We start from the raw sequence: 25,536 nt of genomic DNA on the forward strand, positions 1-25,536 counted from the left end.
TCTCCTCATGGAGACTTGGACGAGCGCCGCAGCGAGTGCCGCCCCGGCCGGCGTCACCGCCCCGCCGGGCCTGCGGGAAGCGAAGAAGCAGGAGACGCGACAGCTGATCTCCGATCATGCGACACGGCTCTTCATCGAGCAGGGCTTCGAGAACACCACCATCGCCGAGATCGCGGCGGCCTCCCGCGTCGCGAAGAAGACGGTGACCAACTACTTCGCCCGCAAAGAGGACTTGGCTCTCGACCACCAGGACGAGTTCAGGGCCACGCTGGCGCGCGTCGTGACGTCACGCCGTCCCGGGGAGTCCGCCCTCGCGGCGCTTCGCCGTGCTTTCGAGGCCGCCGTCGCGGCGCAGGACCCGGTCGCCGGATTCTCCGGCCCGGACTTCTCCCGCATGATCACCGACAGCCCCACCTTGTCGGCGTGTCTGCGCAACCTGCACGACCAGCGCGAGCAGGCGCTGGCCGGGGCCCTCGCCGAGGCCGTCGGGGCACGGCCGGATGACATCACCGTCCGCACGGTCGCCGGGCTGCTCGGTGCCGTGCACCGCGTCCTGTTCCAGCGCATCCAGGACCTGACCCTGGCCGGGCACACCAACGACGAGATCGCCCGGACGATGGCGAACGAGGCGGCACGCGCCTTCGGCCTCCTCGAACCGGCCGTCGGCGACTATGCGATCGCCTGAGGGGTCCTTCCGCGGTGCCGGCGGATCAGGACGCAGTGCCGATCGCCGACGTCACGCCTCCTGTCCGGCGTCGATCTCGGCGATCAGGGCCTCGATGCGGGTCCTGATCTCGTCGCGGATCGGGCGGACGGCGTCGACGCCCTTGCCGGCCGGGTCCTCCAGGGCCCAGTCGAGGTACTTCTTGCCCGGGAAGACCGGGCAGGCGTCGCCGCAGCCCATGGTGATGACGTAGTCCGACGCCTGGACGGCCTCGGTGGTCAGGATCTTCGGCTCGGCGGCGGCGATGTCGACGCCGACCTCCCTCATGGCCTCGACGGCCGAGGGGTTGACCTGATCGCCCGGGGCGGAACCGGCGGAGCGGACCTCGATCCGGTCGCCCGCGAGGTGGGAGAGGAATCCGGCAGCCATCTGCGAGCGCCCGGCGTTGTGGACGCAGACGAACAGCACGGAGGCGAGCGGGCTGGAGGACATCGGTTCTTCCTTCGTCAGCGGCTCTTGCGGGTGGTGCGAGCCGCAGGCATCAGCCCCGGCTGGTATCAGCTCGGAGTGATGTGACAGTATCAGCCCATGCTGACGTCAGTCGACACTGATCTGATCCGGGTTCTGGCCGACCCGCTCAGGCTGCGCATCGTGACCTTGCTGGCCGAAGAGACGCTGTGCACCACTCACCTGGTGGAGGAGACCGGCGCCCGGCAGACCAACCTCTCCAACCACCTGAAGGTGCTGCGCGAGGCCGGGGTCGTGGATACGGAGCCGTGCGGCCGGTTCACCTACTACCGGCTCAAGCCCGACGTCATCGCCTCGCTCGCGAGTCAGTTCGCCGACCTGGCCGAATCCGCCCGCACTGCCGCCGACAACAAGAGGGCGTGCCCGTGACCCGCACCGAAGCATCCGCGACGTCCCCCACCGAGGATTCCTCGGTCGTCGCGAAGCTCTCGACGCTCGACCGTTTCCTCGCCGTATGGATCCTGCTCGCCATGGCCCTCGGCCTCGGTCTGGGCCGCGCCATCCCCGGCCTCAATGACGCCCTGGCCAAGGTGGAGATCGGCGGCATCTCCCTGCCGATCGCCGTCGGCCTGCTGATCATGATGTACCCGGTCCTGGCCAAGGTCCGATACGACAAACTCGACGCCGTCACCGGCGACAAGAAGCTCATGGCGTCGTCGCTGGTTATCAACTGGATCATCGGCCCGGCGGTCATGTTCGCGCTGGCCTGGATCTTCCTGCCGGACCTGCCCGAGTACCGCACCGGCCTGATCATCGTCGGCCTCGCACGCTGCATCGCCATGGTCATCATCTGGAACGACCTCGCCTGCGGCGACCGCGAAGCCGCCGCCGTACTCGTGGCACTGAACTCGGTCTTCCAGGTCCTGGCCTTCGGCCTGCTCGGCTGGTTCTACCTCGACCTCCTGCCCGGCTGGCTGAACCTGGGCAACGGCGAGCACCTGGCCATCTCCATGTGGAAAATCGCGCTGAACGTGGTCATCTTCCTCGGCGTCCCGCTGCTGGCCGGTTTCCTCACCCGCCGCATCGGTGAGCAGAAGCTGGGCCGCGAGAAGTACGAGACCAACTTCCTGCCGAAGATCGGCCCATGGGCTTTGTACGGCCTGCTCTTCACGATCGTCATCCTCTTCGCCCTCCAGGGCAAGACCATCACCTCACAGCCCCTGGACGTGGCCCGCATCGCGCTGCCGCTGCTGGTGTACTTCGCTGTGATGTGGTTCGGCACGTTCGCCCTCGGCAGGCTCATCGGTCTCGCCTACGACCGGACCGCGACGCTCGCCTTCACCGCGGCGGGCAACAACTTCGAGCTGGCCATCGCGGTCGCCATCGCCACCTTCGGCGTCACCTCGGGTCAGGCCCTCTCCGGCGTGGTCGGCCCCCTCATCGAGGTGCCGGTCCTGGTCGCGCTCGTGCACGTGTCCCTGGCCTGGCGGCGGAAGTTCGGCACCGGCCGGCAGCCGGCGGCGGCACCGCGGGAGACCGGCAACTGACGGCGGCGCCGCGGGAGAGCTGAGGCACTGCCCGGGCTGCACCGGCACGGGCACGGGCACGGGAGCGCATGCCGCCGCGGCCGGCGTCCGCGCTCAGTGCGGATCCGTCCCGTGCCCGGCGGTGACGCTCGTCCTCCGTGCAGGACGCCCGCCTCCGTGTCAGACCGCGGCCGGCGCGACGGTCAGCAGCTTGCTCATCGCGGCCAGCACGGACGGCTCGACGCGGTAGTAGACCCAGGTGCCGCGCCGCTCGGAGGTCAGCAGCCCGGCCTCCTTCAGCTTCTTCAGGTGGTGGCTCACCGTCGGCTGGGAAACGCCGACATCGGAGATGTCGCACACGCACGCCTCGCCGCCCTCGTGCGAGGCCACCGCGGAGAACAGCCGCAGCCGCACCGGATCGCCCAGGGCCTTGAACATCCGCGCTGCCGTCTCGGCCTCCTCGGCGGTGAACGGGCGCTCGGTGAGAGGGGGGCAGCACGGCGCCACGGCCTCGGGAACCTCGGGTTCCAGCAGCGGCAACACCTTCGTATTCGACATGCATCTATGTTGACACACGTCGAACCAACCGGGCCAGGGCCGCCGGAGGCCGTCAATTCGATGAATGTCTATGTTGACGCCCATCGAAGCAAGTGCCATGCTGGCAGCGCAAGCCATCGACGAATGTCGAAGCAAAGGGGAAGTCTCGTGAACGCGCTCGCCACTGATCAGCTGCCTGTCGTGGTCATCGGAGCAGGTCCGGTAGGTCTCGCTGCCGCGTCCCGCCTCGTCGAGCGCGGCATCGAACCGCTGGTCCTGGAAGCCGGACCGTCGGCCGGCACCGCCGTACGCGACTGGGCGCACGTGCGGCTGTTCTCGCCCTGGTCGGAGATCACCGACCCGGCCGCCGAGAAGCTGCTCGCCCCGAGCGGCTGGACCCGTCCCGACGGCTCCGCCTACCCGACCGGAGGTGACTGGGCCGAGCGGTACCTGCAGCCCCTGGCCGACATCCTCGACGACAAGGTCCGCTACGGGGCGACCGTCGTCGGCGTCGCCCGCGCCGGACGTGACCGCATCGTCGACTCGGGACGCGACGAGCAGCCCTTCACCGTGCACGTCGCGTCGGCCGGCGGCCGCGAGGAACGGATCAGCGCACGCGCGGTCATCGACGCCTCCGGAACGTGGTCCACCCCCGGCCCGATGGGCGCCGACGGCCTGCCCGCGCTCGGCGAGAGGTCCGCCGCCGGCCGCATCTCCTACCGGGTCCCCGACCTGGGCGACCCGGCCGTACGTGCCCGGTACGCGGGCAAGCGCACCGCCGTGGTCGGCTCCGGCGCCTCCGCCTTCACCGCCCTCGCCCTCCTCGCGGACCTGGCCGCGGACGAGCCGGGCACGCACGCGGTGTGGATCCTGCGCCGCGGTATCACCGGCTCCACCTTCGGCGGCGGCGAGGCCGACCAGCTGCCTGCCCGCGGTGCCCTGGGCCTGCGCGCCAAGGCCGCCGTAGAGGCCGGCCACGCCGGCACGGTGACCGGATTCCGTACACAGGCTGTGGAGCGCGACGGCGATCGGCTCGTCCTCGTGGACGAGGACGGCCGCCGCCTGGACCCGGTCGACGAGGTCATCGTCCTGACCGGCCTCCGCCCTGACCTCACCTTCCTCTCCGAGATCCGCCTCGGCCTCGACGAACGCCTCCAGGCCCCGACCGCGCTCGCCCCGCTCATCGACCCCAACGTCCACTCCTGCGGCACGGTCTACCCGCACGGCGTCCATGAGCTCTCCCACCCGGAGCACGGCATCTACCTCGCGGGAATGAAGTCCTACGGCCGCGCGCCGACGTTCCTCGCCCTGACCGGCTACGAGCAGGTCCGCTCCATCACTGCCGCCATCGCCGGAGACCGTGAGGCCGCCGAGCGCGTCGAGCTGACCCTCCCGGAGACCGGCGTGTGCGGTGGCGCCGGCCTGTTCGACGAACCCGACGCCGCCCAGAACGGCGAGGGCGGTGGATGCTGCGCCGCCCCGGCCGTCCTGCAGACCGGCATCGGCGCCCCGGCCCCGTCCGGCGGCTGCTGACGCCACACCCCAAGAGGAGAACCGTCATGTCCCGTGTGCAACTCGCCCTCCGTGTCCCGGATCTCGACGCGTCCGTGGCCTTCTACAGCAAGCTGTTCGGCACCGGGCCCGCAAAGCTCCGCGACGGCTACGCCAACTTCGCCATCGCTGAGCCGCCGTTGAAGCTCGTCCTCATCGAAGGCGCGGCGGGGGAAGCAACCCGCATGGACCATCTCGGCGTTGAGGTGGAGAACACCGAAGCCGTCCGGGCCGCGACGACCCGCCTGAGCGACGCCGGTCTGACCACCGACGTGGAAAGCGACACCACCTGTTGTTACGCCCTCCAGGACAAGGTCTGGGTCCGCGGCCCGGGTCGGGAACCCTGGGAGGTGTACGTGGTCAAGGCGGACGCGGACTCCCTGGCCAAGCAGCGGGGCAGTACGTGTTGCGACGACTCTGCCGACGGCTCCGCCGACGGCGATGCCGGGGAGCCGGCCGTCGCGGGCGGCTGCTGCTCGCCGACTTCGGCGTAGCACCGCGACGCGTAGCGCTCCGGAAGCGGGCCCCGGCCGCCCGACGGCCCCTTGCCGGGCACGAAAGAGGGCGAGGTCCGAAGACCTCGCCCGAGCATCACGAAACCCCGGTCACCGAGGCGGCTTGACCAGGAAGGTGGTGTTGGGATCGATGGTCCGTCGTAGCGGCGGGATGGACGTCCAGCTCAACGAGGTCACGATGCAGGGATGGACCCAGTGCGTGATGAGGTTCGCACCTCGATCGCGGTGATCCGTGGCTCGGCGGTGCCTTGCCAACGCCTTGCCGACGTGACGTCTTCGCGCCATTGGATGTCAGCTGTCCGGCCGTGTTCATCCAGCTGTGCCAGGTCTTGCGGGAACCGCTGCGCCTCCGACAGATCGGGGATGTTTCCGATCTTGGCGGGGTCTCGATGAGCCGTAGCCGGCGTCGTGGGCCATGGCTCAGTGGGTCGCGAAATGGCTTCCTTGGCCGGGGCTCAGTGAGCCGGAGAGTGCCTGCAGTGGCCCGCACCCGGACGGAGGCTGGTCGGGTGCGGGCCACCGCATGCCAGTGATCTCTGAGCCTGGAGGGCGTGAGGCCGCCTCGCGGTTGGTCGGTGATGGTGTGGTGGCCTCTCCCGTCACGGGCGGGGCAGGCCGAAGAGGACGGGGAGGTCGGCGATGTCGGTGATCCGCTCGTAGCCGAGCCAGTGCTCGTCGTGCTCGAAGCCGCGGTCGACGTACACCTTGTTCTTGATGCCCATGACGGCCGCGGAGCGGTGGTCGTACATCGGGCTCGCGGAGACGTGCACGAGCTCGTCGGGCGTGACACCGAGCTTGTCGAACAGGTACTCGAAGGCCTGGAGCCGTGGCTTGTAGACGCCCATCTCCTCGGCGCTGATGACGACCTCGAACGGGGCCTTGAGGTTCTCCGCGAGGCGCACGGCGTGAGCGGTGTCGCTGTTCGTGATGATGACCAGCGGGACCTCCTCGGCCAGGCGGTTCAGCGCCTCGGTGACGCCGGGGTACGGGCCCCAGGTGGGGATGCGGTCGTACACCGCCCGCGCCTCGTCCTCGCGGTACTCGAGGCCGACGCTGAGCGAGGCGCGCTCCATGGAACGCGCGACGACCCGGTGGAACGGCTGGTACGCGCCGGTGCACTCGTCGATCCGGTACGCCTTGCAGATCCGCAGGTACTCATCGGCGACCTCGGCCGGCAGCCGGTCGCCCAGGACCTCACGCATCGTGTCGTTGATGCTGAACTTGATCAGCGTCCCGTTCATGTCGAACGTCACGAACTTCGGCTTGTTTTCGAATCTCACAATTCCTCCAGTTGCCGATCAGTGGGCAGCCGCCCGGTTGGTGATTGCCGAGGACCATACCCCCGTATCTGTGAACTGACAACTGTTGACAGTTTTCAGGCGGCCTCCTACCGTCACGTCATCGAACCGCCTCACACAGGCGCCCCGGACGCACAGGAGGACCAGTGGAAACCAGCACGCCATCCGGTACGGCCAGGGAGCGCCTCGATGCCCTCGGCTACGCGCTTCCCGGCGTCGGCGTCGACGCGGCCTACGTGAACCACCGGCAGGTCGGTTCCAGCGTCTACGTGTCCGGGCAACTGCCGTACAAGGACGGTGCGCTGCTGGGGCAGGGCATCGTCGGCCGGGACGTCGAGGTGGAGGCGGCGCGGGATCTGGCGCGCCATGCGGTGTTGAACTGCCTGGCCGTCGCCGCGGAGGCGGTGGGCGGCCTGGACCGGGTCCGGATCGTGCAGATGCTGGTTTTCGTCGCGAGCACACCGGAGTTCGGAGAGCAGTCACGTGTCGCCAATGCGGCGAGTGACCTGCTCTTCGAGGTGCTCGGCGAGAACGGGCGGCATGCCCGTACCGCGATCGGTGTCGCCGGACTTCCGCGCAACAGCCCTGTCGAGATCCAGATGGTCTGCACGACGGTGTCGTGACGCGCGCCATCCCTCCATTTTCCGACCGTCAGTCCAAGGAGTGAGTGCAGCGTGCACCGGCTTCAACGAGCACTCGACGCGCTGGTCGAGCGGGTGGACACCCCCGCGCCCATCGTGTTGATCGACGTCATGCAGCGGAACATCGACCGGATGCAGGACTTCGCCGTCCAGCACGGCCTTCAGGTCAGGCCTCACGTCAAGACGCACAAGTGCGTGGAGATCGGCAGGCTCCAGATCGAGGCGGGGGCCGTCGGGATCACCGCGGGCAACGTCGGTGAGGCGGAGGTCTTCGCCGAGGCCGGCTTCGACGACATCTTCCTCGCCTATCCCGTCTGGGCCGCCGGAACCAAGGGCGAGCGGATCCGTGAGCTCGCCACCACCACCCGGCTGCGGGTGGGCGCCGACAACGTCGCCGCCATCGATGCCCTGGCCGACGCCATGGGGGGCGAGCCGGAACGGCTGGAGATCGTGGTGGAGGTCGACTGTGGAGCCGGCCGTTCGGGTGCGCCGCCCGAGGCCGCGGGTGATCTCGCCCTCGCCGCCCGGAAACGCGGGCTGGTGCCCGTGGGCGTCTACACCTACCCCGGGCACGGCAGCTCCGGCCCGGACATTCGCGAGCTCGCCGCGCGGGACCAGGAGGTCGCGCTCGCCGCAGCGGTGCGAAGCTTCGCCGGCGTCGGGGTGAGCGCCGAGGTGGTCAGCGCGGGCTCCACGCCCACGGTCGCGTTCTCCACCAGCGGTCTGATCACTGAGGTCCGTCCGGGCGAGTACGTCTTCTGCGACATGGACAACACCCGGCTCGGCGCCTGTGACGAGGACCAGATCGCGCTGTTCGTCGCGGCCACGGTGGTCAGCGACCGGGTTCCGGGCCAGGTCATCCTCGACGTCGGCACCAAGGCCCTTGGCCGGGACGGGAACCCGCAGAAGGGGTACGGCCAGATCGGCGGCATGAAGGCCGTGCTGTCCAAGCTCAACGAGTACCACGGCTTTCTCGCCGTGCCCCCCGAGGAGCCGCGGCCCGGCGTCGGAACCGTCCTCCCGATGGTGCCCAACCACGTGTGCCCGATCGTGAACAACTTCGAGGAACTGATCGTGACCGACTCGCAGGGCACGACGCTGCGATGGTGGCCGGTCGCGGCCCGGGGACGCCTCAGCTGAGCGGCCTCGAACCACTGCTCTCCCACCACTGCCTCCACCCCCTTGCCCGACCCAGGAAAGAGTGACTGAACATGAGACTCGACAAGCTCACGGCGCTGGTGACCGGAGCCAGTAGCGGCATCGGGGAGGCGGTGAGTTCCCACTTCCGTCGCGAGGGCGCACGGCTGCTCCTCACCGGCCGCAGGCAGGAGCTGGACACCGCCGGGCCCGACGACGTGTACGTCCCCGGTGACCTCAACGACGAGTCGTTCGTGGCGAGCCTGGCTGAGCGAGCCGCCGAGTCGGTGGGGAGCGTCGACGTCGTCGTCCTCAACCACGGTCTCCAGGTCAGCGGCCCGCTCACCGATATGGCGTACGAGGACGCGAAGAACGTGCTGCACAGCAACCTGCTCAGCGCGTTCCTGGTGATGAAGCACTTCGCGCCGCTCATGCCCGAGGCGGGCGGGTCGTTCGTCTGCGTCGGCTCACGGCTGGGCATGGTGGGCAAGGCCGACGAAGTGCTGTACTCGGCTGCCAAGGGCGGGCTGATCATGCTGGCCAAGGGCGCGGCCGTCGAGTGGGCTCGGCGCAACATCCGCGTGAACGTCGTCGCGCCGGGCCTGACCGTCACGCCCGTCATCGAGGCGTCGTTCCAGCGCCGGCCCGACCCCGACGCGTACCGCCGCGAGCGCGAGGCCCAGATACCGCTCCAGCGCCTCGCGACACCCCAGGAGATAGCGGACGCGGTCCTGTTCCTCGCCTCGCCGGAGTCGTCCTACATCACCGGAGCGGTTCTTCCGGTGGACGGCGGCTACACCGCCTTCTGACTCACCTCACGTGTACGACTGAAGGAAAGGCGCACCAGGATCCGGGAGCGGACGTGTGGGGCCTGTGGCATGCCTCAGGCTCCTGGCAGTCGGCGAGTACGTCAGCCCGCAGGCGGCGCCGGCTTCTCCTCGCTGTCCCGGCTGGTCAAGGTCGCCACCGCGTCGTCGAAGTGCTTCCTCAGGGCTGCGAGGGCGCCCGCGGTGTCGCCGTCCCGGATCAGCTCGCTGATCTTGCGGTGATTGACTTCGTCCGGGCTCTGGACCTTGTGATGGTGCCGGGCCTCCTCAGTGGTGAGGGCGCCCATGCACAGGCGGGTCTCGGAGATCACCGTGCTGAACATGCGCTGGAGCCGCTGGCTGCCGGAGGCCGCGACCAGGATGGTGTGGAACTCCAAGTCGTACTCCCGGGCGGTTTGCCAGTCGCCGGCCGCTTCGGCGGCGGCCTCGGCCCTGACGTTCCTGTCCAGCTCCTTGAAGGTCTCCTCCGACTTGCCGGAGGCGATGATGGACTGGACCGCCGCGGACTCCAGCGCCGTACGCGCCAGGTAGATGTCGGCGATGTCTTCCTTGGTGAGCAACGGGACGGAGACCCTCCGGTGAGGCTCGCCGCGCAGCAGCCCCTCCTGGATCAGCCGCTGGATCGCCTCACGGATCGGCCCACGGCTCACCCCGAAGCTCGTGGCCAGTTCCACCTCGCTGAGCTGTGTGCCGGCGGCGAGGGTCCCGTTGATGATGTCCTCCCGCAGGCGGTCGAGCACCATCGAGGCGAACGTCTCGCGAGGCAGGCGGACGGGCCTTGCAGACTCTGGACTCACAGGGCTTCCCTCTCGTCGATCACGGTCCGTGGCGCAGCGCCCTGAACGCTCGCAGCTGTCCCCTCGGCCTCCGTGCGGGAGGCCAGGGGGTGGACGGTGTCTGCGTGCTTGCGTCGGCTCTTCTTCACATCCAGGCCCGGTCCGATCATGGTAAGGGCGAGGAGGATGAGGCACTCCGGGGCGGTGGATGCCGACCCGGGTTCTCCGCTGCTTGCGGGACTGGGCCTCCAGGATCCTCGCCATTCCTCGCTTACTTCACAAGGTCCTTGAACTTGTAGTAGGCACCTGCGAAGGGCAGGAACCACGGCGGGCCGAAGTGGCCGGGGATCCGAGGGAAGGACAGGTCGCGCCAGGGGTTGGCGGCCGCCGCCCCGTTCATGTACTCCGCCATCTGCTTGCCCATGTAGGTGGCCATCTGGACGCCGTGTCCGGAGTAGCCGACCGAGTAGAACAGCCCGTCCTGCTCGCCGGCGTGCACCATCCGGTCCATGCTCATGTCGACCAGGCCGCCCCAGCAGTAGTCGACGCGCGCGTTCGTGAGCTGCGGGAAGACCTCGGTCATCGCCTTGTGAAGGATACGGCCACTCTTCGCGTCCGACTGCGGGCCGGCCATGGCGAACCGGGCGCGGCCACCGAAGAGCAACCGGTGGTCGGGGGTGATCCGGAAGTAGTTCAGGAGGTTCATGGACGTCGACGCCATCCGCCGGGTCGGCAGGATCTGGTCGCAGAGGTCCTTGCCCAGGGGTTCGGTCACGATGATGAAACTGCCGACGGGCGCGATCCTGACCTGGAGCCAGCGGAACGGCCGGCCGGTGTAGCCGCTGGTGGCGACGAGCACCTGGTCGGCCCGGACGGTCCCGCGCGCGGTGACCACCTCGTGCTTGGTGCCGCCCAGCCGCCGGACCTGCTCGACCGGTGCCCTCTCGTGGATCTGTGCGCCGGCCCGCGCCGCGGCCTCGCCCAGACCGCGGGTGTACTTGCCGACGTGCAGTCCGGCGCTCTTGGTGTCGACCATCGCGCCGTGGAAGAGGTCGGAGCCGATCTCCGCGTGGAGGTCGCTCCTGGACACCAGACGTGTCTCGTCGAGCCCCATCCGGTCGTAGACCTCGTGGGTCTTGCGCAGGCCGTCGAAGTGAGCCGGCTTGGAGGCCAGGACCAGCTTGCCCGGACGGGAGAAGTCGCAGTCGATTCCTTCTTCGGTGATCAGCTTCTCGATGGTGTCGACCGCGTCGTGGTAGGTCTCCAGGTACCGTCTCGCGGTCGCGAAGCCGTACCGGGCGACCGCGTCGCGGATGCCGATCGACAGTCCCGTGGTGGCCATGCCGCCGTTGCGGCCCGACGCACCGAAAGCCACGGTGTCCTTCTCCAGGACCGCGACCTTCGCTCCCTTGCGGGCGAGGTGCAGGGCCGCGGTCAGGCCGGTCAGACCGGCCCCGACCACCGCCACGTCCACATCGCCGCTCACCTCGGTCCGGGAACGGTCAGGGCCTTGCGGGGCGGTATCCAGCCAGTAGGGGGTGAACTTCATCGGGGTTTCTCCTGTGGGACGGTCGGGGTGGCTGCTGCCCGTTGCCGGAATCTGACGCCGGACTGCTTGGCGGTGTACTCGGCGCGCGAACATCGCCTTCAGCGGCTCCGGCACGTCCGCATGCGGCCCTCGAAGGACACGTAGGTCGGCCTGAATCTCAAGTCGCTCATCGAAGAACCCTTCTCGGGGGTTGTTCGGCTCGACCGTAGATGGCACTCTGTCGGCTGTCAACAGTTAGCAGAAGGAGGGTAAGGGTGCCCTTCCTTCATGTGTCTGGCCCTTGAAGGCTCCACGGAATCCGCCCCTTGACTCCCTCAGAGCCTGGTGTCATTCTCTTGCCACTTTTACGCGAAGTTCTCTGAAATTTCGCTGGATGTGGTCTGAGCCCCCTTTTGTGCGGCGATCTCCGTTCTTCGGGTTCGGGGTCACGCCGACGCCGCCGGACGCATCTCCCAACGTGCACGGGCTCACCGTCACCCTCGGTGTGCAGCCCTCCTGCGCATCCCGGCCGAGACCCCTGACCGCCGGAAACCCCCGTGGCCCCGCACAGCTGGTCCTATGCGTCCCTAGATGAGGAGTAATGCCATGACTGATCCCCAGATCGGCAGGAGAGCGCTGCTGCGCGGAGCAGGCGGCCTGGCCGCCCTCGCGGCCTTGCCCTCCCTCGCGGCCTGCGGCACCGGAACCAGCCGCGCCTCGGCCGGCGGTGGCAAGGGCGGCGGCAAGACGGTGGTCGTCCGCGACAGCGGCGGTTCCTACGGTGCGGCCCTGCAGAAGGCGGTCTACACGCCGTTCACCCAGGAGACCGGCATCGGCGTCAAGGTGCTCAACCTGGACGACGCCCCGCTGCTGGCGCAGATCAAGCAGGGCCGCCCGCAGTGCGACCTCATCAACAACTCGATGATGTCTCACCTCAAGTACGTGCAGCAGGACGCCCTGGAGGCGCTGGACAAGGACCGGCTCAAGAGCCTGAAGAGCGCGAAGATCCCCGACAAGCAGATCACCGGCCATGCCATCGGCCACAGTTTCTACGGCCAGTGCATCGGGTACCGCACCGATGCCTTTGGCGGCCGCAAGCCCGAATCGTGGGCGGATTTCTGGGACACCAGGGCGTTCGAGGGCGGCCGTTCGATGGTCAGCCCGGACGGCGACCTGCCCGAGCTGGAGTTCGCGCTGCTGGCCGACGGCGTCCCGATGGACAAGCTGTACCCGCTCGACGTGGACCGTGCCTTCAAGGTGCTGACCCGGCTGCGTTCCGACATCAAGAAGTTCTGGGACAGCGGCCCGCTCCCGGGTGTGCTGCTGAGCCGCCAGGAGGTGACGATGTCCACCGTCTGGGACGGCCGGCTCGCCGACCTGCAGAAGCAGGGCGTCCCGGTCGCAAGGCAGCTCAACGGCATGCGCCGCCAGTTCTCCGGCTACGCCATCCCCAAGGACGCGGCCAACGCGGACGGCGCCTACCGGCTCATGGACTTCGCCCTGCGCCCCGAGAGCCAGGCAGCCCTGGCCAAGGCGTTCCCGTCGAACCCGTCCTCCCCGCTGGCCTACTCCAAGCTCACCGAGGACCAGCGCAACGCACTCGCGGGTGCCCCGAAGTACTACGACAAGGGTTTCGACGCGGACGTCGACTGGTGGCTGAAGAACGAGACGGCCGTCACCAAGCGCTGGTTGGAGTGGGCTCGTGGCTGAATTCGGTATCGCCATCCCGTCTGCCAGGGTCGGCGGCAAGTCCGCCACCGCGACCGGCAAATCGCTGTCGGTGGTTGCTCTGCGCAAGACCTACGGGGACGTCGTCGCCGTCGACGAGGCGTCCATGGAGATCGCGGCCGGGGAGTTCGTCACCTTCCTGGGCTCCTCCGGGTCGGGCAAGACCACGACCTTGATGATGATCGCCGGTTTCTGCGAACCCGACTCCGGCACCATCACCGTCGGGGACCGCGACGTGACGCGGCTCGCCCCGCAAAAGCGCGGGCTGGGCTTCGTCTTCCAGCAGTACCTGCTCTTCCCGCACATGACCGTGCGGGAGAACGTCGCCTTCCCGCTCACGCTGCGCGGAGTGCCGAAGGACGAGATCCGCAGGCGCGTCGGGGAGACGCTGGAGATCGCCGGCCTGTCCGGCTTCGGCGGCCGCAAACCGCGTGAGCTGTCCGGCGGTCAGCAGCAGCGGGTCGCCCTGTGCCGGGCACTGGTCTACCGCCCGCCGGTGATCCTCATGGATGAGCCGCTCGGCGCCCTGGACAAGAAGCTGCGTGACCAGCTCCAGGTCGAGATCAAGACCATCCAGCAGGAACTCGGCCTGACCGTCATCTACGTGACGCACGATCAGGAAGAGGCACTGGTCATGTCGGACCGCATCGCGGTGATGCGCAACGGCCTGATCGAGCAGTTCGACACCCCGAGGGAACTCTTCGAGCGGCCGAAGACCCCCTTCGTCGCGGACTTCCTCGGCGCGGCCAACTTCCTGCCCGGCCGTGTGGTGCAGAGCACGGACGAGCACACCGTGGTCCGCCTCGACCAGTGCGGCGGCCTGCTGCAGGCGCGACGCCACGCCCTGGCCTCCGGAACCCAGGTCAAGGTCGCCGTCCAGCCGGGCCGGCTGCGGGCCTGCGCCGCCGACGACGGCTTCTGTACCGGCACGGTCGAGACCGCCACGTACGTGGGCACCCTGGTGCGCGCGGGCGTGCGGATCGATGGTGGTGACGCACCCCTGCTCCGCTTGGAAGTACCGGCCGGACGGGGACCCGTCGCCGGCGAGCGGGTCGGGATCACCGTCGCCCCCGACGACGTCAACCTCTTCGCCGACGAACAGGACGGGTGAGCCATGGCCGCCACCCTCACTGCGGGGACTCCCGCCGGCCCGCGCAAGCTCCTGGCCTCCCGCCGCACCCGGGTCGGGATCCTCTACGCACTGCCGGTCGTCGTCTACCTGCTGGTGCTGTTCGTCTACCCGATCTTCACCACGCTGTTCCTCAGCCTGAAGAACGCCGACGGATCACTCACCCTGCACTGGTACGCCGACGCGCTGACCGGGGTCAACCTGTCGGTGCTCTTCACCACGCTGCGGATATCCGCCGAGACGGCGCTGTTCAGTCTCGTCTTCGGGTTCATCCTGGCCAACGCGATCTCGCGGCTGAAGCCGTTGTGGGCGGGCCTGGCGATGCTGGTCGTCGTCGTCCCGCACTTCGTCAGCGCCCTGGTGCGCACCTACGGCTGGATCATCATGCTCGGCGACAAGGGCCTGGTGAACGAGTCGGTACCGGGCGGGCCGTACCAGCTGCTCTACAACGAACTCGGCGTGGTCATCGGCACCACCTCCATGATGCTGCCCTACACCGTGCTCCTGCTGTACGGGGTGATGCGCGGTGTGGACCGGCGCCTGCTGGCGGCGGCGGCCAGCATGGGCGCCGGGCGCGTGACCATCTTCCGCCGGGTCTACCTGCCCCTGGTCGCCCCCGGCCTGGCCAGCGCCGGACTGCTCAGCTTCATCCTCTCGCTGGGCTACTACATCACCCCCGCCCTGATGGGCGGACCCAACCAGACGATGATCGCCACCCTCATCAACCAGCAGGTGACGAAGGAGAACCAGTGGAACGGAGCCGCCGCCCAGGGCGTCATCCTGCTGCTGCTCACCTTCGCAGGACTGCTGCTCGTCAGACTCGTCAGCTCCCTGGGCGCCAGCCGTAAGAAGAGGAGCGCGTCATGATGGAGCTGCGCAAGACCATCGCCGGGCGGATCGCCCTGACCGCCATCGCCACCGTGATCCTGCTGTTCCTGGCCCTGCCGATCGTCGTCATCCTCGTCACCTCCTTCAGCAACAATGCCTTTGCGGCGTTCCCGCCACAGGCATGGACGCTGAACTGGTACAAGGCGCTGTTCGCCGACGGCAGCAAGTGGCCGGCCGCCCTGACGCTCAGCGCGTTCGTCGCGTGCTTGAGCACCCTCTTCTCGCTGATCATCGGCGTGACTGCGGCGACCGCGCTGACCCGGAGCGAACTGCCGCTGCGCTCCGCGGTCTACGCCCTGGTCCTCGGACCGCTGGTCATCCCGCAGATCGTCACCGCGCTGGGGCTTTTCCTGCTCTTCGAGCCGGCCGCGATGCTGGGCAGCCCGATCGCCATCGCCCTCGGCCACACCGTGCTGGCCTCGCCGATCGCGGTGCTGATCCTCATCGCGACCCTGCGCGGAATCGACGAGCGGCTGGAGGACGCCGCCGCCAGCATGGGCGCCGGACGCCTGACGATCGCCCGGCGGATCACCTTCCCCCTCGCCGCCCCCGGCATGATCGCGGCGGCAATCTTCTCCTTCATCACCAGCTTCGACGAGTTCTACATCTCCCAGTTCCTGTCCTCGGTCGACACCGTCACCCTGCCGGTGCAGGTCTACAACTCCCTGACCTTCGACATCGACCCCAGCGTGACCGCGGTCAGCGCGCTCCTGACCGCCTTCGCGATCCTCGCCCTCGGCCTGGTGGCCCTCGTGCGCTGGCTCGGGTCCGGACGGCAGGACTCCCTGCTGTCGGTCGAGAACACCACAGGGGTCGCCACCCCCGGAGGCGATGCCGTATGACCACCCAGCGCTCCTGCCCCCCTCTGACCCTCCCGCGGCCGGCGAAAGAGTCATCGGCATGACCGACACGCTCACCACTCCCTCGTGGGAGTCGGCAGCCCTTCAATCCGTCCCCAGCGGCTACCTCGCCCACGACTGGCACCCCGCCACACGCACTCTCCACCACCGACAACGACCTGATCGCCGAGCACGTCGAGACATGGGCGTCGAGTCCGACTGGGTCAGCACCACCCCGCAGACGGGCGCCCACAGCCGGACCGGCAGACCTCCGAGCCCGCCGACAAGGCTGACGAGGCCGGCAAGGCCACAGGACAGAGAACACGACAGGACGCACGCCATGAAGCAGATCCCCTACTGGCTCGACACAGCCCCCGCCCTGCCCGACCGTTCAGGGAAGGACATGCCCGACGAGGCGGACGTGGTGGTGATCGGCGGCGGCCTCACCGGCCTGTCCACCGCCTACCACGCCGCCCGCAAGGGCGCCCGCGTCATCCTCGTCGAGAAGGACAAGGTGGGCTCGGGCGCCTCCGGCCGCAACGGCAGCATGTGCACCCAGGGCATCACCATCAGCACCGCAGAAGCCCGTAAGCGCTACGGCCAGCAGCGCGCCCGCGAGCTGTACGACGCCTTCCGCGACGCGGTCGACGCCGTAGAGGAGATCACGCGGACGGAAGAGATCGACTGCGATTTCCACCGCGCCGGACGCCTCGCCGTCGCCGCCAAGCCGCGGCACTTCGAGGCGATGCGGTCGAAACAGCGGGACTTGGCAGAGAACTTCGGGCACGAGACACAGCTCCTCACCCGCGGCGAGCTGAAGTCGGAGCTCAGCTCGGACTTCTACCACGGCGCCCTGCTCGACCCGGACAGCGCCGCCCTGCACGTCGGCAAGTACGTCCACGGCCTGGCCGAGGCCGCCGAACGCGCCGGCGCCGAGATCCACGAACGCAACGCGGCCACCGGCCTCACCCGTCTCCCCGGTGGCGGCTTCGTGGTCGAGACGCTGCACGGCAGCATCCGTGCCAAGCAGGTGATGGCCGCGACCGACGCCTACACCGACAGATCGCTGCCCTGGTTTCGCAAGCGGCTCATCAACGTCGGCAGCTTCATCATCGTCACCGAACCGCTCGGCGAGGAGCGCGCCAAGGCCCTGATCCCGAACGGCCGCCTGGTCGTCGACTCCAAGAACATCGGCCACTACATCCGCCTCACGCCCGACAACCGCCTCGCCTTCGGCGGCCGGGCAGCCTTCACCCCTTCGAACCCGGCCTCCGACGTCAAGAGCGGAGACATCCTGAAACGGGACATGACGGCGAGCTTCCCGCAGCTCGCGGGGGTACGGATCGACTACCTGTGGGGCGGCCGGGTCGGCTTCTCCTGGGACCGCATCCCGCACGCGGGCGAGGTCAACGGCCTCTACTACGCCATGGGTTACTGCGGCCACGGCGTCCAGATGGCCACCTATATGGGCCGCGCGGTCGCCGAGATGATGGACGGCCGCCCCGAGGCCAACCCCCTGCGCGGCCTCGGCTTCCCCAAGGTCCCCGTCCCCTTCTACAACGGCACCGCCTGGTTCCTGCCGTTCGGCGGCGCCTACTACCAGGCCAAGGACAAGCTGCGCTGAACCGTTGCCGACAGCATGCCGTACTGCGTGGCCCTTTCCCTCCCCAGCCGCGGAAGGCCCCGCAAGGTCGGGACGCGGCGCTCCAGTTCCAGCATCTCTCCGAGTACGGCGATCCTCCGGCCCTCGGCCTCGGTCGCGCCGCCGTCCGACTCGGTCATCAAGACTCTCCGTTCTGAATGAGGGGCGCGAAAGTGATTGCGCGGCCGGTGCAGGAAGCGGATACGCGGCTGAGGGTCGCGCTCCTTGTGTCGCGCACTGTGTGTCATGCCTCCAGCCTGGAAGCCCGGCTGCCTCCCGCCCATCCGGCGACTGTCGAGCCCACCCCCGCCCAGTGGCGGGAGAAGACCGCCGTCCGGTCACGCCGGGCCGGTGGGGACGAGACTCCGCCGGTCGGCGGGGCGGTACCCGCCGGTCGGCGGGGCCGATACCGAAGCCTGCCGGATGGTCCGCCACCCGGCGGCAACGCGAGATTCTCCGTATGACCAAGTCGCAGCCGCTGCAGGAGACGTCAGCTCCGCAGGAGAACTCGCCTCCGCAGCCCCGAACCTCTCCCGAGTCCGCCGTGCCGGCCTCGCCCGGTCCTTCGATGGGACGCCTCGTCGGGGTGGACCTGGCCCGCGCGCTGGCAGTGTTCGGCATGTACGTCGTGCACATCGGTCCCCCACTGTCGGCCACGGACGGCGTCGCCAGCTGGGTCCGGTACATGGCGGACGGCCACTCGTCGATCCTGTTCGCCACCCTCGCCGGGTTCTCACTGATGCTGCTCGCCGGCCGCCGGGAACCGAAGACCGGCCTCGCCGGACGGCAGGCGAAGGCCAGGATCGCGATCCGCGCCGTGGTCCTGCTGGCGCTGGGCACCGCGATGGCGATGGAATACGGGGGAGTGATCATCCTCGGCTTCTACGGGGTCTACTTCCTGCTGGCCCTGCCCCTGGTGCGACTGCGGGCCAAGACGCTCGCGATCATCGCGGCCACCCTCGCCCTCGTCACACCACAGCTGTCGTTCGCCCTGAACTCACTGCTGACGGAGCCGGTCCGGAAGAGCATCAACGCCTACGACCCGCTGCACCGCCTCAGCGACGTGGGAGTGCTCGATCTCCTGTTCACCGGCTTCTACCCGACGATCACGTGGATGTCGTTCGTGGTCGCCGGGATGGCCCTGGCCCGCCTTGACCTGTCCCAGACCGCCCTCCAGTGGCGCCTGGCCGCGCTCGGCTTGGCCCTCACCGCGGCCGCGTACGGCATGTCCTTGCTGCTGGCCGGCAAGGACGCGTTGGACAGCTTGGCGGAAGGCGGAGGGTCGTCCGGCAGCTCCGGCTCGATGTCCGGTGGCTCCGGGCCGATGCCCCCCGACGGCGGGTCGTTCGAGCCCCAGGCATCGATGCTCTTGACGGCCGGGCCGCACAGCGGCACCACGTTCGACATCATCGGTAGCGTGGGAGTCGCGATCCTCGTGATCGTGGGCGCAACGGTGGCGATGGACCGCCTGCCGCGACTGCGCCGCCTGGCCAAACCGGTCATCGCCGTGGGCACCATGTCTCTGACGGCCTACGTCGGCCACTTCGTCGCACAGTCCATGCTGTCCATGCCCGGCGGGACCAGCACCCAGCAGTCCTGGGTGCCGCTGCTCATGTTCGTCCTCGGGGCGATCGTGTTCGCAGCGACCTGGTCCCGCTTCTTCCGCCGGGGCCCCCTGGAGTACCTGCTCAACGCCGCCACCAAGCCGGCGAAGCACATCCGATGACTCCGGACCGGGGTGGCTCGCCGCGACGTCCCACCCCGGCCTGGACCGCTCATGGATCCAGCAAGCCCATAGTTCCTCCAAGCTTCCACCCGGAAGTCTGGATCGTCGCCGAAAGGGTGCACCGTGGGCCGCAAGTCCCACGTGCAGGCTGGTTACGCCCGCCAGCAAAATCAATGTGCCCTCAATGTGCCCTGGCCGCCTGACGGCCCCTCCCCGGCACGCAAAAGGGCGAGGCCCGAAGACCCCGCCCGACTCCTACGAAACCCCAGCTCAGGGCCACACCAAGCAATAAGGCTGATGCCCCGCCTCATGCAGCCGATGCGAGAAGTCCTGCCACTCGTGCAGCAGCTGGTACACGTTGAACGCGTCCCGGGGGCCGCCGCGGTCCGGGACCGTCGACCAGATGAAGGCCGCCGCGCCCACGGCCTCCTCGCCGATGCCGCGCAGCGGGTCGACGACCGTCATGGGGAGCTTGACCACCGCGTAGTCGGGGTGCAGGACGACCAGTTCCAGGGGCGGGACCTTGTGCAGGGGGACGCCCTCGATGCCCGTGAGGACCATGGCCGCCATCGTCTCCGGCTTGATCTTCGTGAACATGCCGTTCATGCCGAGCTCGTCGCCGCCGAGCTCCTCGGGGCGCATCGAGATCGGGACGCGGGCCGCGGTCGCGCCGTCGGGCGCACCGAAGTACTTGTACGTCACCCCCACCCGACCACCATTCCCGCTGCTCCCGGCCCGAAGATCGTCGACCTGACGTTCAGTACGTCCGGCGGCCCGCTCCGGTTCACTCGGTGCACCCTGTGTCTGACGCGGTTCCTGAGCGTCCTCCGCCTCGCGCCGGTGCCTTCCCCGCCGGGCACGTCGAGGACCCAGGCCATCAGTCCCCTCGCCCAGTCCGCCACCGCGATGCATATCTCCACCCGACTGCTTTTCTAGGACGCGTCGCCCCCGCCGCGCAACCCGATCATCGTGTCAGTGACCTCCCCCACGGCCGCCCGCCGAAACGTACGCCGAAACATCTGGCCGCAGGATCTCCGCAGCCTCCGACCACCCCGGGGCGTTTGAGCTGTGGGTATCAGGGTCCAGTCTCGCAGACGACGGGGACCTGGGGGCGGGTTGTCCCATGCCCCGCCCTTCCGCGCCCCTGGCCTACCCTGAACAGGTCACTGGCACCCGGAGCCCGACAGCGTCGGAGAAGGTCGGAGAAGTCGCAGGTCATGAGTGAACTGGCATATCCGTATGAAGCACCGGCCTCGCAGGCTCTGTTCGACCGCGCGGCGGCCGTCACGCCCGGCGGCGTGAACTCCCCGGTGCGGGCCTTCCGAGCCGTCGGCGGCACTCCGCGGTTCATGGTGTCCGGCACCGGCCCCTATCTGACCGACGCCGACGGCAGGGAGTACGTCGACCTCGTCTGCTCCTGGGGACCCATGATCCTCGGGCACTCCCACCCCGAGGTCATCGCCGCCGTGCAGGACGCCGTCTCCCGCGGCACGTCCTTCGGCACGCCCGGTGAGGGCGAGGTCGCGCTCGCCGAGGAGATGACCGCCCGGGTCGCGCCGCTGGAGCAGGTGCGGCTCGTCTCCAGCGGCACCGAGGCGACCATGTCCGCGATCCGCCTCGCCCGCGGCTTCACGCAGCGCACCAAGGTGGTCAAGTTCGCCGGGTGCTACCACGGGCACGTCGACTCGCTGCTCGCCGCGGCCGGCAGCGGTGTCGCCACCTTCGCGCTGCCCGACACCCCGGGCGTCACCGGCGCCCAGGCCGGCGACACCATCGTCCTGCCCTACAACGACCTGGACGCCGTGCGCGAGGCCTTCCGGGCGCACCCGGGCGAGATCGCCTGCGTGATCACCGAGGCCTCCCCGGGCAACATGGGCGTCGTCCCGCCCGCCGAGGGCTTCAACCAGGGCCTGAAGGACATCTGCTCCGAGAACGGCGCCCTCTACGTCTCCGACGAGGTCATGACCGGCTTCCGGACCAGCCGCGCCGGGTGGTTCGGGGTCGACGGCGTCGTCCCCGACCTGATGACCTTCGGCAAGGTCATGGGCGGCGGCTTCCCGGCCGCGGCCTTCGGCGGGCGCGCGGACGTGATGGCCCACCTCGCCCCGGCCGGGCCCGTCTACCAGGCCGGCACCCTCTCCGGTAACCCCGTCGCCACCGCCGCCGGGCTCGCCCAGCTGCGGCTCCTCGACGACGCCGCGTACGCCAAGGTCGACGCCGTGTCGAAGGAGATCCAGGGGCTCGTCACCGGGGCCCTGACCAAGGAGGGCGTCGCGCACCGGCTGCAGACCGCCTCCAACATGTTCTCGGTGTTCTTCACCGACCGGCCCGTGCGGAACTACGAGGACGCCAAGACGCAGGAGTCCTTCCGCTTCACGGCGTTCTTCCACTCGCTGCTCGCCGACGGCGTCTACCTGCCGCCGTCCTCCTTCGAGTCCTGGTTCGTGTCCACCGCGCACGACGAGCGGGCCGTGCAGCGGATCGCCGACGCCCTTCCGGCGGCGGCCCGGGCGGCGGCGGAGGCGACGGCATGAGCGACGTGACGGACCAGGACATCACCGTCGTCCACCTCATGCGGCACGGCGAGGTCGCCAACCCGGACGGCATCCTCTACGGCCGCCTCCCCGGCTACCACCTGTCCGACCTGGGCCGCCGGATGGCCGACCGGGTCGCGGAGCACCTGTCCGGCCGCGATGTGACGCACGTCGTCGCCTCGCCGCTGGAGCGGGCACAGGAGACGGCCGAGCCGATCGCCAAGGCGCACGGGCTCGGTCTCGCCACGGACGAGCGGCTGATCGAGGCCGACAACATCTTCCAGGGCAAGACGTTCGGCGTCGGGGACGGGGCGCTGCGCAAGCCCGGGAACTGGAAGCACCTGGTCAATCCGTTCCGGCCGTCCTGGGGCGAGCCGTACGTGGACCAGGTCGTCCGCATGATGAGCGCGCTGAGCGCGGCGAAGGACAAGGCCCGCGGGCACGAGGCGGTCGTGGTCAGCCACCAGCTGCCCATCTGGATCGTCCGGTCCTACGTCGAACGCCGCCGCCTCTGGCACGACCCGCGCAGGCGCCAGTGCACGCTCGCCTCGCTGACGACCTTCACGTACCAGGGCGACCGGATCGTCTCCGTCGGCTACACCGAGCCGGCCCGCGACCTCGTCCCGGCCCACCTCCTCGCCGGCGCGAAGCCGGTGAAGGGCCAGGACAAGGCGTTCGGAGCGTAGACGCGGAACAAGCCGACAGGGTGTGGACGAGCGCGCCTGCCCGGGGCGCGCGCGTCCGGCCACCCTGGCGGGCGCGAGGCCCAGCGGCGGTCCCTTGCCCCCCGGGTGAGCGGGCGCCCCGCGGGTCACCCGGCTCCCGACCCGACGGCGGGCAACGGCCGGGAGCGGCCGGCGGCGCGTGTCCCTGCGGGGCGTACGTGGGTCCTCGGCTCCCGTCATGGACCGGCGCGGGTCCGCGTGTCCTCGGCCGCGACCGGCCCGGTCCTGGTGCCCGGGCCGTCGAGGGCCTGCGGTCGGGAGCGGAGGTTCGTGGTCGGCGGCGAGCAGTCGCGCGCTGTCACAGGCGGGGCGGCGCTGGAACCGGTCCGCCCGGCTCGGGCCCGTGCGGGCTGGCACCGGGCCGAGACGGCGGGCAACGGCCGGGAGCGGCCCGTGGCCGTGTGTGGTCGGCGGGGCGTCGGTGTGTCCGTGGCTCCTGCCAGGGACTGGCGCGCGTGCGCAAGGGTGCGGGGGAGTTGGTCGGCGGCGGCCAGCCGCACGCGCTGCCGCTGCCGCGGACAGGCGGCGCGGGAACGGTCCGTCCGGCCCCGGGGGAAGCACGGCCCCGGCGGCTCGCGCCCGGGCCCGAGCCGTCCGCCGGGGCCGGTCCTCCCCTCCCGGTTAGGTCGCGAAGCCCGGCCTGTTCAGCCGGGCCCCGTGGGCGTTCGGCAGGGCCCCGTGGGCGTTCGGCAGGGCCCCGTGGGCGCTCTGCGTTCGCCCGCTTCTGAACGCTTACGACTGCTTCGTTACGGAATCTGCGCAATTAAGCGGAACCTCCCTGTTCTTCACGTCCTCTGACTGGGTGACCAGCACGACGTGACGAATCGGGGATGCCATGCGCGCTCTCTCCCGCAGGGGAATGCTCGGACTCGGCGCGGGAGCCGCCGCCGCCGTCTCGCTCGCCGGATGCGGCGGACTCACGGGCTCGGACGACTCCGGCCATGCCGACGGTTCCGGCGGCGCCTCCGCACAGGGCGGGTCGAAGCCGAAGCCCGAGCCCACTGCCCGGCCCATCGGCGACGGCTCCACCGCCCACACCGGCAAACAGCCCCGCCAGCCCGCGGGGCCCGAGCCGCTGGAGCCGGGGCAGACCCCGCCCCAGTTCGTCGTGTTCTCCTGGGACGGCGCCGGCGAGGTCGGCAACGGCCTCTTCCCGCGCTTCCTGGATCTCGCCAAGGAGCACGGCGCCGGCATGACCTTCTTCCTGTCCGGGCTGTACCTGCTGCCCGAGTCGAAGAAGCGCCTCTACAACCCCCCGAACAACCCGCGCGGCGCCTCCGACATCGGCTACCTCACAGACGAGCACGTCAAGGACACGCTGAAGAACGTCCGCCGGGCATGGCTGGAGGGCCACGAGATCGGCACCCACTTCAACGGGCACTTCTGCGGCGAGTCCCACGGCTCGGTCAAGAACTGGACGCCCCGGCAGTGGCGCAGCGAGATCGACCAGGCGAAGTCCTTCGTCAAGGAGTGGCGCACCAACACCGGCTGGACCGACCTGCCGTCGCTGCCGTTCGACTACGACAAGGAGCTCGTCGGCGGCCGTACGCCCTGCCTGCTCGGCCAGGACAACCTGCTGCCCACCGCCCGCGAGCTCGGCTGGCGCTACGACGCCTCCTCGCCCGGCGGCCTCCAGGTCTGGCCCGCCAAGCGCCAGGGCATCTGGGACCTGCCCCTCCAGCAGATACCTTTCCCCGGCCGCGGCTTCGAGGTCCTGTCGATGGACTACAACATGCTGGCCAACCAGTCCCTCGCGACCACGAAGGCACCCGCCCACAACTACCCGGGCTGGCGGAGGCAGTCGGCCCAGGCGTACATCCAGGGATTCAAGCGGGCATACGAGACAAACCGGGCACCCTTCTTCATCGGCAACCACTTCGAGCAGTGGAACGGCGGCATCTACATGGACGCCGTCGAGGAGGCCTTCAAGCACATCGCCCGGGAGAAGGAGAAGGGCGCGGATGTGCGTCTCGTCTCCTTCCGGCAGTTCACCGACTGGCTGGACGTGCAGAAGCCCGAGGTGCTCGACAAGCTCCGCACCCTCGGGGTCGGGCAGCAGCCGGCCGGTGGCTGGCGGGAGTTCACGAGCCAGGCCTCCACGCCCAGCGGAGAGGCCTCGCGGAACGCCGCCTGAAATGCGGTTTTCCGCCCGCAAGGGGGGTGGGCGAGACCCCCAGAACGGGCATGCGAAACTTTTCACATGAGTGCCGACAGCGCCCCCCAGCGTTCGAACCGCACGACCCGTGCCACCGAGCGCACCCGCCGTGTCCGCCGCAGCGCCGCCCTGGCCGCGGGTCTCGCCGCGACCGCGCTGCTCGTCTCCGCGTGCGGCTCCGGCGGCACCTCGGGCGGGGGCGGCAACACCAACTTCGTCACCGGCACCGACGGCATCGCCACGGCCGCCAAGGGCGAGCGCACCCCCGCGCCCGACCTGTCCGGCAAGACCATCGCGGGCAAGACCCTCGACGTCGCCGACTACAAGGGCAAGGTCGTCGTCCTCAACGTGTGGGGTTCCTGGTGCAACCCCTGCCGCGCCGAGGCCAAGTACTTCGCGAAGGTCTCCAAGGAGTACGCGGGCAAGGGCGTGCAGTTCGTCGGCATCAACACCCGCGACACCTCCACCGGCGCCGCCCTCGCCTTCGAGAAGGACTGGGGCATCACCTACCCCAGCCTCTACGACCCGACCGGCAAGCTGCTGCTGCGCTTCAAGAAGGGCACGCTCAACCCGCAGGCGATCCCGTCCACGCTCATCCTCGACCGGAACGGCAAGATCGCGGCCCGTTCGCTCTCCGCGCTCAGCGAGGAACGGCTGCTGAAGATGCTCAAGCCCGTCGTCGACGAGAAGTGAGCGGAGCAG

General features: G+C 69.5%; 24 protein-coding genes. 18 read left to right on the top strand and 6 right to left on the bottom strand.

What is annotated here, in order from left to right; translation table 11 throughout:
* The first annotated feature begins 7 nt into the window (after positions 1-7).
* A complete protein-coding gene (locus RFN52_RS23155; protein ID WP_184848651.1) occupies positions 8-685 on the top strand; it encodes a TetR/AcrR family transcriptional regulator in 678 nt (225 codons plus the stop codon).
* Between the two features lie 51 nt (positions 686-736).
* Here RFN52_RS23155 and RFN52_RS23160 read toward each other — a convergent pair whose 3' ends face one another.
* The gene (locus RFN52_RS23160) at positions 737-1,156 is read right to left on the bottom strand and encodes an arsenate reductase ArsC (RefSeq protein ID WP_184848653.1); all 420 of its coding nucleotides are present in this window, start codon (positions 1,154-1,156) and stop codon (positions 737-739) included.
* Between the two features lie 96 nt (positions 1,157-1,252).
* Here RFN52_RS23160 and RFN52_RS23165 point away from each other — a divergent pair, with 96 nt between their 5' ends.
* The gene (locus tag RFN52_RS23165; protein ID WP_184848655.1) at positions 1,253-1,561 is read left to right on the top strand and encodes an ArsR/SmtB family transcription factor; all 309 of its coding nucleotides are present in this window, start codon (positions 1,253-1,255) and stop codon (positions 1,559-1,561) included.
* A complete protein-coding gene (gene arsB / locus RFN52_RS23170) occupies positions 1,558-2,679 on the top strand; it encodes an ACR3 family arsenite efflux transporter (protein ID WP_184848657.1) in 1,122 nt (373 codons plus the stop codon). The genes RFN52_RS23165 and arsB overlap by 4 nt, the downstream gene beginning before the upstream one ends.
* Before the next feature lie 159 nt (positions 2,680-2,838).
* Here arsB and RFN52_RS23175 read toward each other — a convergent pair whose 3' ends face one another.
* Entirely contained in the window at positions 2,839-3,216 is a 378-nt protein-coding gene (locus RFN52_RS23175) for an ArsR/SmtB family transcription factor (protein WP_184848659.1), read from the bottom strand.
* A 147-nt stretch (positions 3,217-3,363) separates the two neighbouring features.
* Here RFN52_RS23175 and RFN52_RS23180 point away from each other — a divergent pair, with 147 nt between their 5' ends.
* Together RFN52_RS23180 and RFN52_RS23185 are read left to right on the top strand one after the other, a co-directional pair.
* A complete protein-coding gene (locus RFN52_RS23180; protein WP_184848678.1) occupies positions 3,364-4,728 on the top strand; it encodes an NAD(P)-binding domain-containing protein in 1,365 nt (454 codons plus the stop codon).
* A gap of 26 nt (positions 4,729-4,754) precedes the next feature.
* Positions 4,755-5,240, top strand: a complete 486-nt coding sequence (locus RFN52_RS23185; protein WP_184848680.1) for an ArsI/CadI family heavy metal resistance metalloenzyme — start codon at positions 4,755-4,757, stop codon at positions 5,238-5,240.
* A 620-nt stretch (positions 5,241-5,860) separates the two neighbouring features.
* On the opposite strand, the gene RFN52_RS23190 is transcribed toward RFN52_RS23185, so the two are convergent.
* Positions 5,861-6,541 carry a haloacid dehalogenase type II gene (locus RFN52_RS23190; RefSeq protein WP_184848682.1) on the bottom strand — a complete coding sequence of 227 codons (681 nt, stop codon included), beginning with the start codon at positions 6,539-6,541 and terminating at the stop codon, positions 5,861-5,863.
* 164 nt (positions 6,542-6,705) lie between these two features.
* On the opposite strand from RFN52_RS23190, the gene RFN52_RS23195 reads away from it, so the two are divergent.
* The 3 genes from RFN52_RS23195 (at position 6,706) to RFN52_RS23205 (ending at position 9,146) form a co-directional block, all read left to right on the top strand.
* The gene (locus RFN52_RS23195; RefSeq protein ID WP_184848684.1) at positions 6,706-7,182 is read left to right on the top strand and encodes a RidA family protein; all 477 of its coding nucleotides are present in this window, start codon (positions 6,706-6,708) and stop codon (positions 7,180-7,182) included.
* A gap of 51 nt (positions 7,183-7,233) precedes the next feature.
* On the top strand, positions 7,234-8,340 hold the full coding sequence (locus RFN52_RS23200; RefSeq protein WP_184848686.1) for an alanine racemase: 1,107 nt from the start codon (positions 7,234-7,236) through the stop codon (positions 8,338-8,340).
* Between the two features lie 71 nt (positions 8,341-8,411).
* A complete protein-coding gene (locus tag RFN52_RS23205; protein WP_184848688.1) occupies positions 8,412-9,146 on the top strand; it encodes an SDR family NAD(P)-dependent oxidoreductase in 735 nt (244 codons plus the stop codon).
* 101 nt (positions 9,147-9,247) lie between these two features.
* Here RFN52_RS23205 and RFN52_RS23210 read toward each other — a convergent pair whose 3' ends face one another.
* Positions 9,248-9,907, bottom strand: coding sequence for a GntR family transcriptional regulator (locus RFN52_RS23210; RefSeq protein ID WP_184848690.1), 660 nt, complete (start codon positions 9,905-9,907; stop codon positions 9,248-9,250).
* Between the two features lie 304 nt (positions 9,908-10,211).
* Positions 10,212-11,489: an NAD(P)/FAD-dependent oxidoreductase gene (locus tag RFN52_RS23215; RefSeq protein ID WP_184848692.1), complete on the bottom strand. Its 1,278-nt coding sequence runs from the start codon at positions 11,487-11,489 to the stop codon at positions 10,212-10,214.
* A gap of 585 nt (positions 11,490-12,074) precedes the next feature.
* Between RFN52_RS23215 and RFN52_RS23220 the strand changes: the two genes are divergently transcribed.
* The 6 genes from RFN52_RS23220 to RFN52_RS23245 all read left to right on the top strand — a co-directional run bounded on the left by RFN52_RS23220 (position 12,075) and on the right by RFN52_RS23245 (position 19,420).
* Positions 12,075-13,178: an ABC transporter substrate-binding protein gene (locus RFN52_RS23220; RefSeq protein WP_184848694.1), complete on the top strand. Its 1,104-nt coding sequence runs from the start codon at positions 12,075-12,077 to the stop codon at positions 13,176-13,178.
* Positions 13,171-14,307 (top strand): ABC transporter ATP-binding protein, encoded by a 1,137-nt coding sequence (locus tag RFN52_RS23225; protein ID WP_184848696.1) that lies wholly within the window; start codon positions 13,171-13,173, stop codon positions 14,305-14,307. The genes RFN52_RS23220 and RFN52_RS23225 overlap by 8 nt, the downstream gene beginning before the upstream one ends.
* A gap of 3 nt (positions 14,308-14,310) precedes the next feature.
* On the top strand, positions 14,311-15,192 hold the full coding sequence (locus RFN52_RS23230; RefSeq protein WP_184848698.1) for an ABC transporter permease: 882 nt from the start codon (positions 14,311-14,313) through the stop codon (positions 15,190-15,192).
* Positions 15,189-16,055 (top strand): ABC transporter permease, encoded by an 867-nt coding sequence (locus RFN52_RS23235; RefSeq protein ID WP_184848700.1) that lies wholly within the window; start codon positions 15,189-15,191, stop codon positions 16,053-16,055. Before RFN52_RS23230 ends, RFN52_RS23235 begins: the two co-directional genes overlap by 4 nt.
* Before the next feature lie 337 nt (positions 16,056-16,392).
* The gene (locus RFN52_RS23240; protein ID WP_184848702.1) at positions 16,393-17,676 is read left to right on the top strand and encodes an NAD(P)/FAD-dependent oxidoreductase; all 1,284 of its coding nucleotides are present in this window, start codon (positions 16,393-16,395) and stop codon (positions 17,674-17,676) included.
* A gap of 478 nt (positions 17,677-18,154) precedes the next feature.
* Positions 18,155-19,420 (top strand): DUF418 domain-containing protein, encoded by a 1,266-nt coding sequence (locus RFN52_RS23245; RefSeq protein WP_184848704.1) that lies wholly within the window; start codon positions 18,155-18,157, stop codon positions 19,418-19,420.
* Between the two features lie 270 nt (positions 19,421-19,690).
* Here RFN52_RS23245 and RFN52_RS23250 read toward each other — a convergent pair whose 3' ends face one another.
* Entirely contained in the window at positions 19,691-20,128 is a 438-nt protein-coding gene (locus RFN52_RS23250) for a hypothetical protein (protein WP_003974483.1), read from the bottom strand.
* A gap of 509 nt (positions 20,129-20,637) precedes the next feature.
* Between RFN52_RS23250 and hemL the strand changes: the two genes are divergently transcribed.
* From hemL to RFN52_RS23270, 4 genes are all read left to right on the top strand, one after another.
* Complete coding sequence (hemL, locus tag RFN52_RS23255; protein ID WP_184848706.1) at positions 20,638-21,954, top strand: glutamate-1-semialdehyde 2,1-aminomutase; 1,317 nt, start codon at positions 20,638-20,640, stop codon at positions 21,952-21,954.
* Entirely contained in the window at positions 21,951-22,640 is a 690-nt protein-coding gene (locus RFN52_RS23260) for a histidine phosphatase family protein (protein WP_107456063.1), read from the top strand. The genes hemL and RFN52_RS23260 overlap by 4 nt, the downstream gene beginning before the upstream one ends.
* Before the next feature lie 874 nt (positions 22,641-23,514).
* Positions 23,515-24,813: a polysaccharide deacetylase family protein gene (locus RFN52_RS23265; protein WP_184848708.1), complete on the top strand. Its 1,299-nt coding sequence runs from the start codon at positions 23,515-23,517 to the stop codon at positions 24,811-24,813.
* Between the two features lie 66 nt (positions 24,814-24,879).
* Positions 24,880-25,527, top strand: a complete 648-nt coding sequence (locus RFN52_RS23270; protein WP_184848710.1) for a TlpA family protein disulfide reductase — start codon at positions 24,880-24,882, stop codon at positions 25,525-25,527.
* Positions 25,528-25,536 lie beyond the last annotated feature (9 nt).

Origin of the sequence: Streptomyces collinus (genome assembly GCF_031348265.1) — a bacterium.
GTDB classification, from domain to species: Bacteria; Actinomycetota; Actinomycetes; order Streptomycetales; family Streptomycetaceae; genus Streptomyces; species Streptomyces collinus.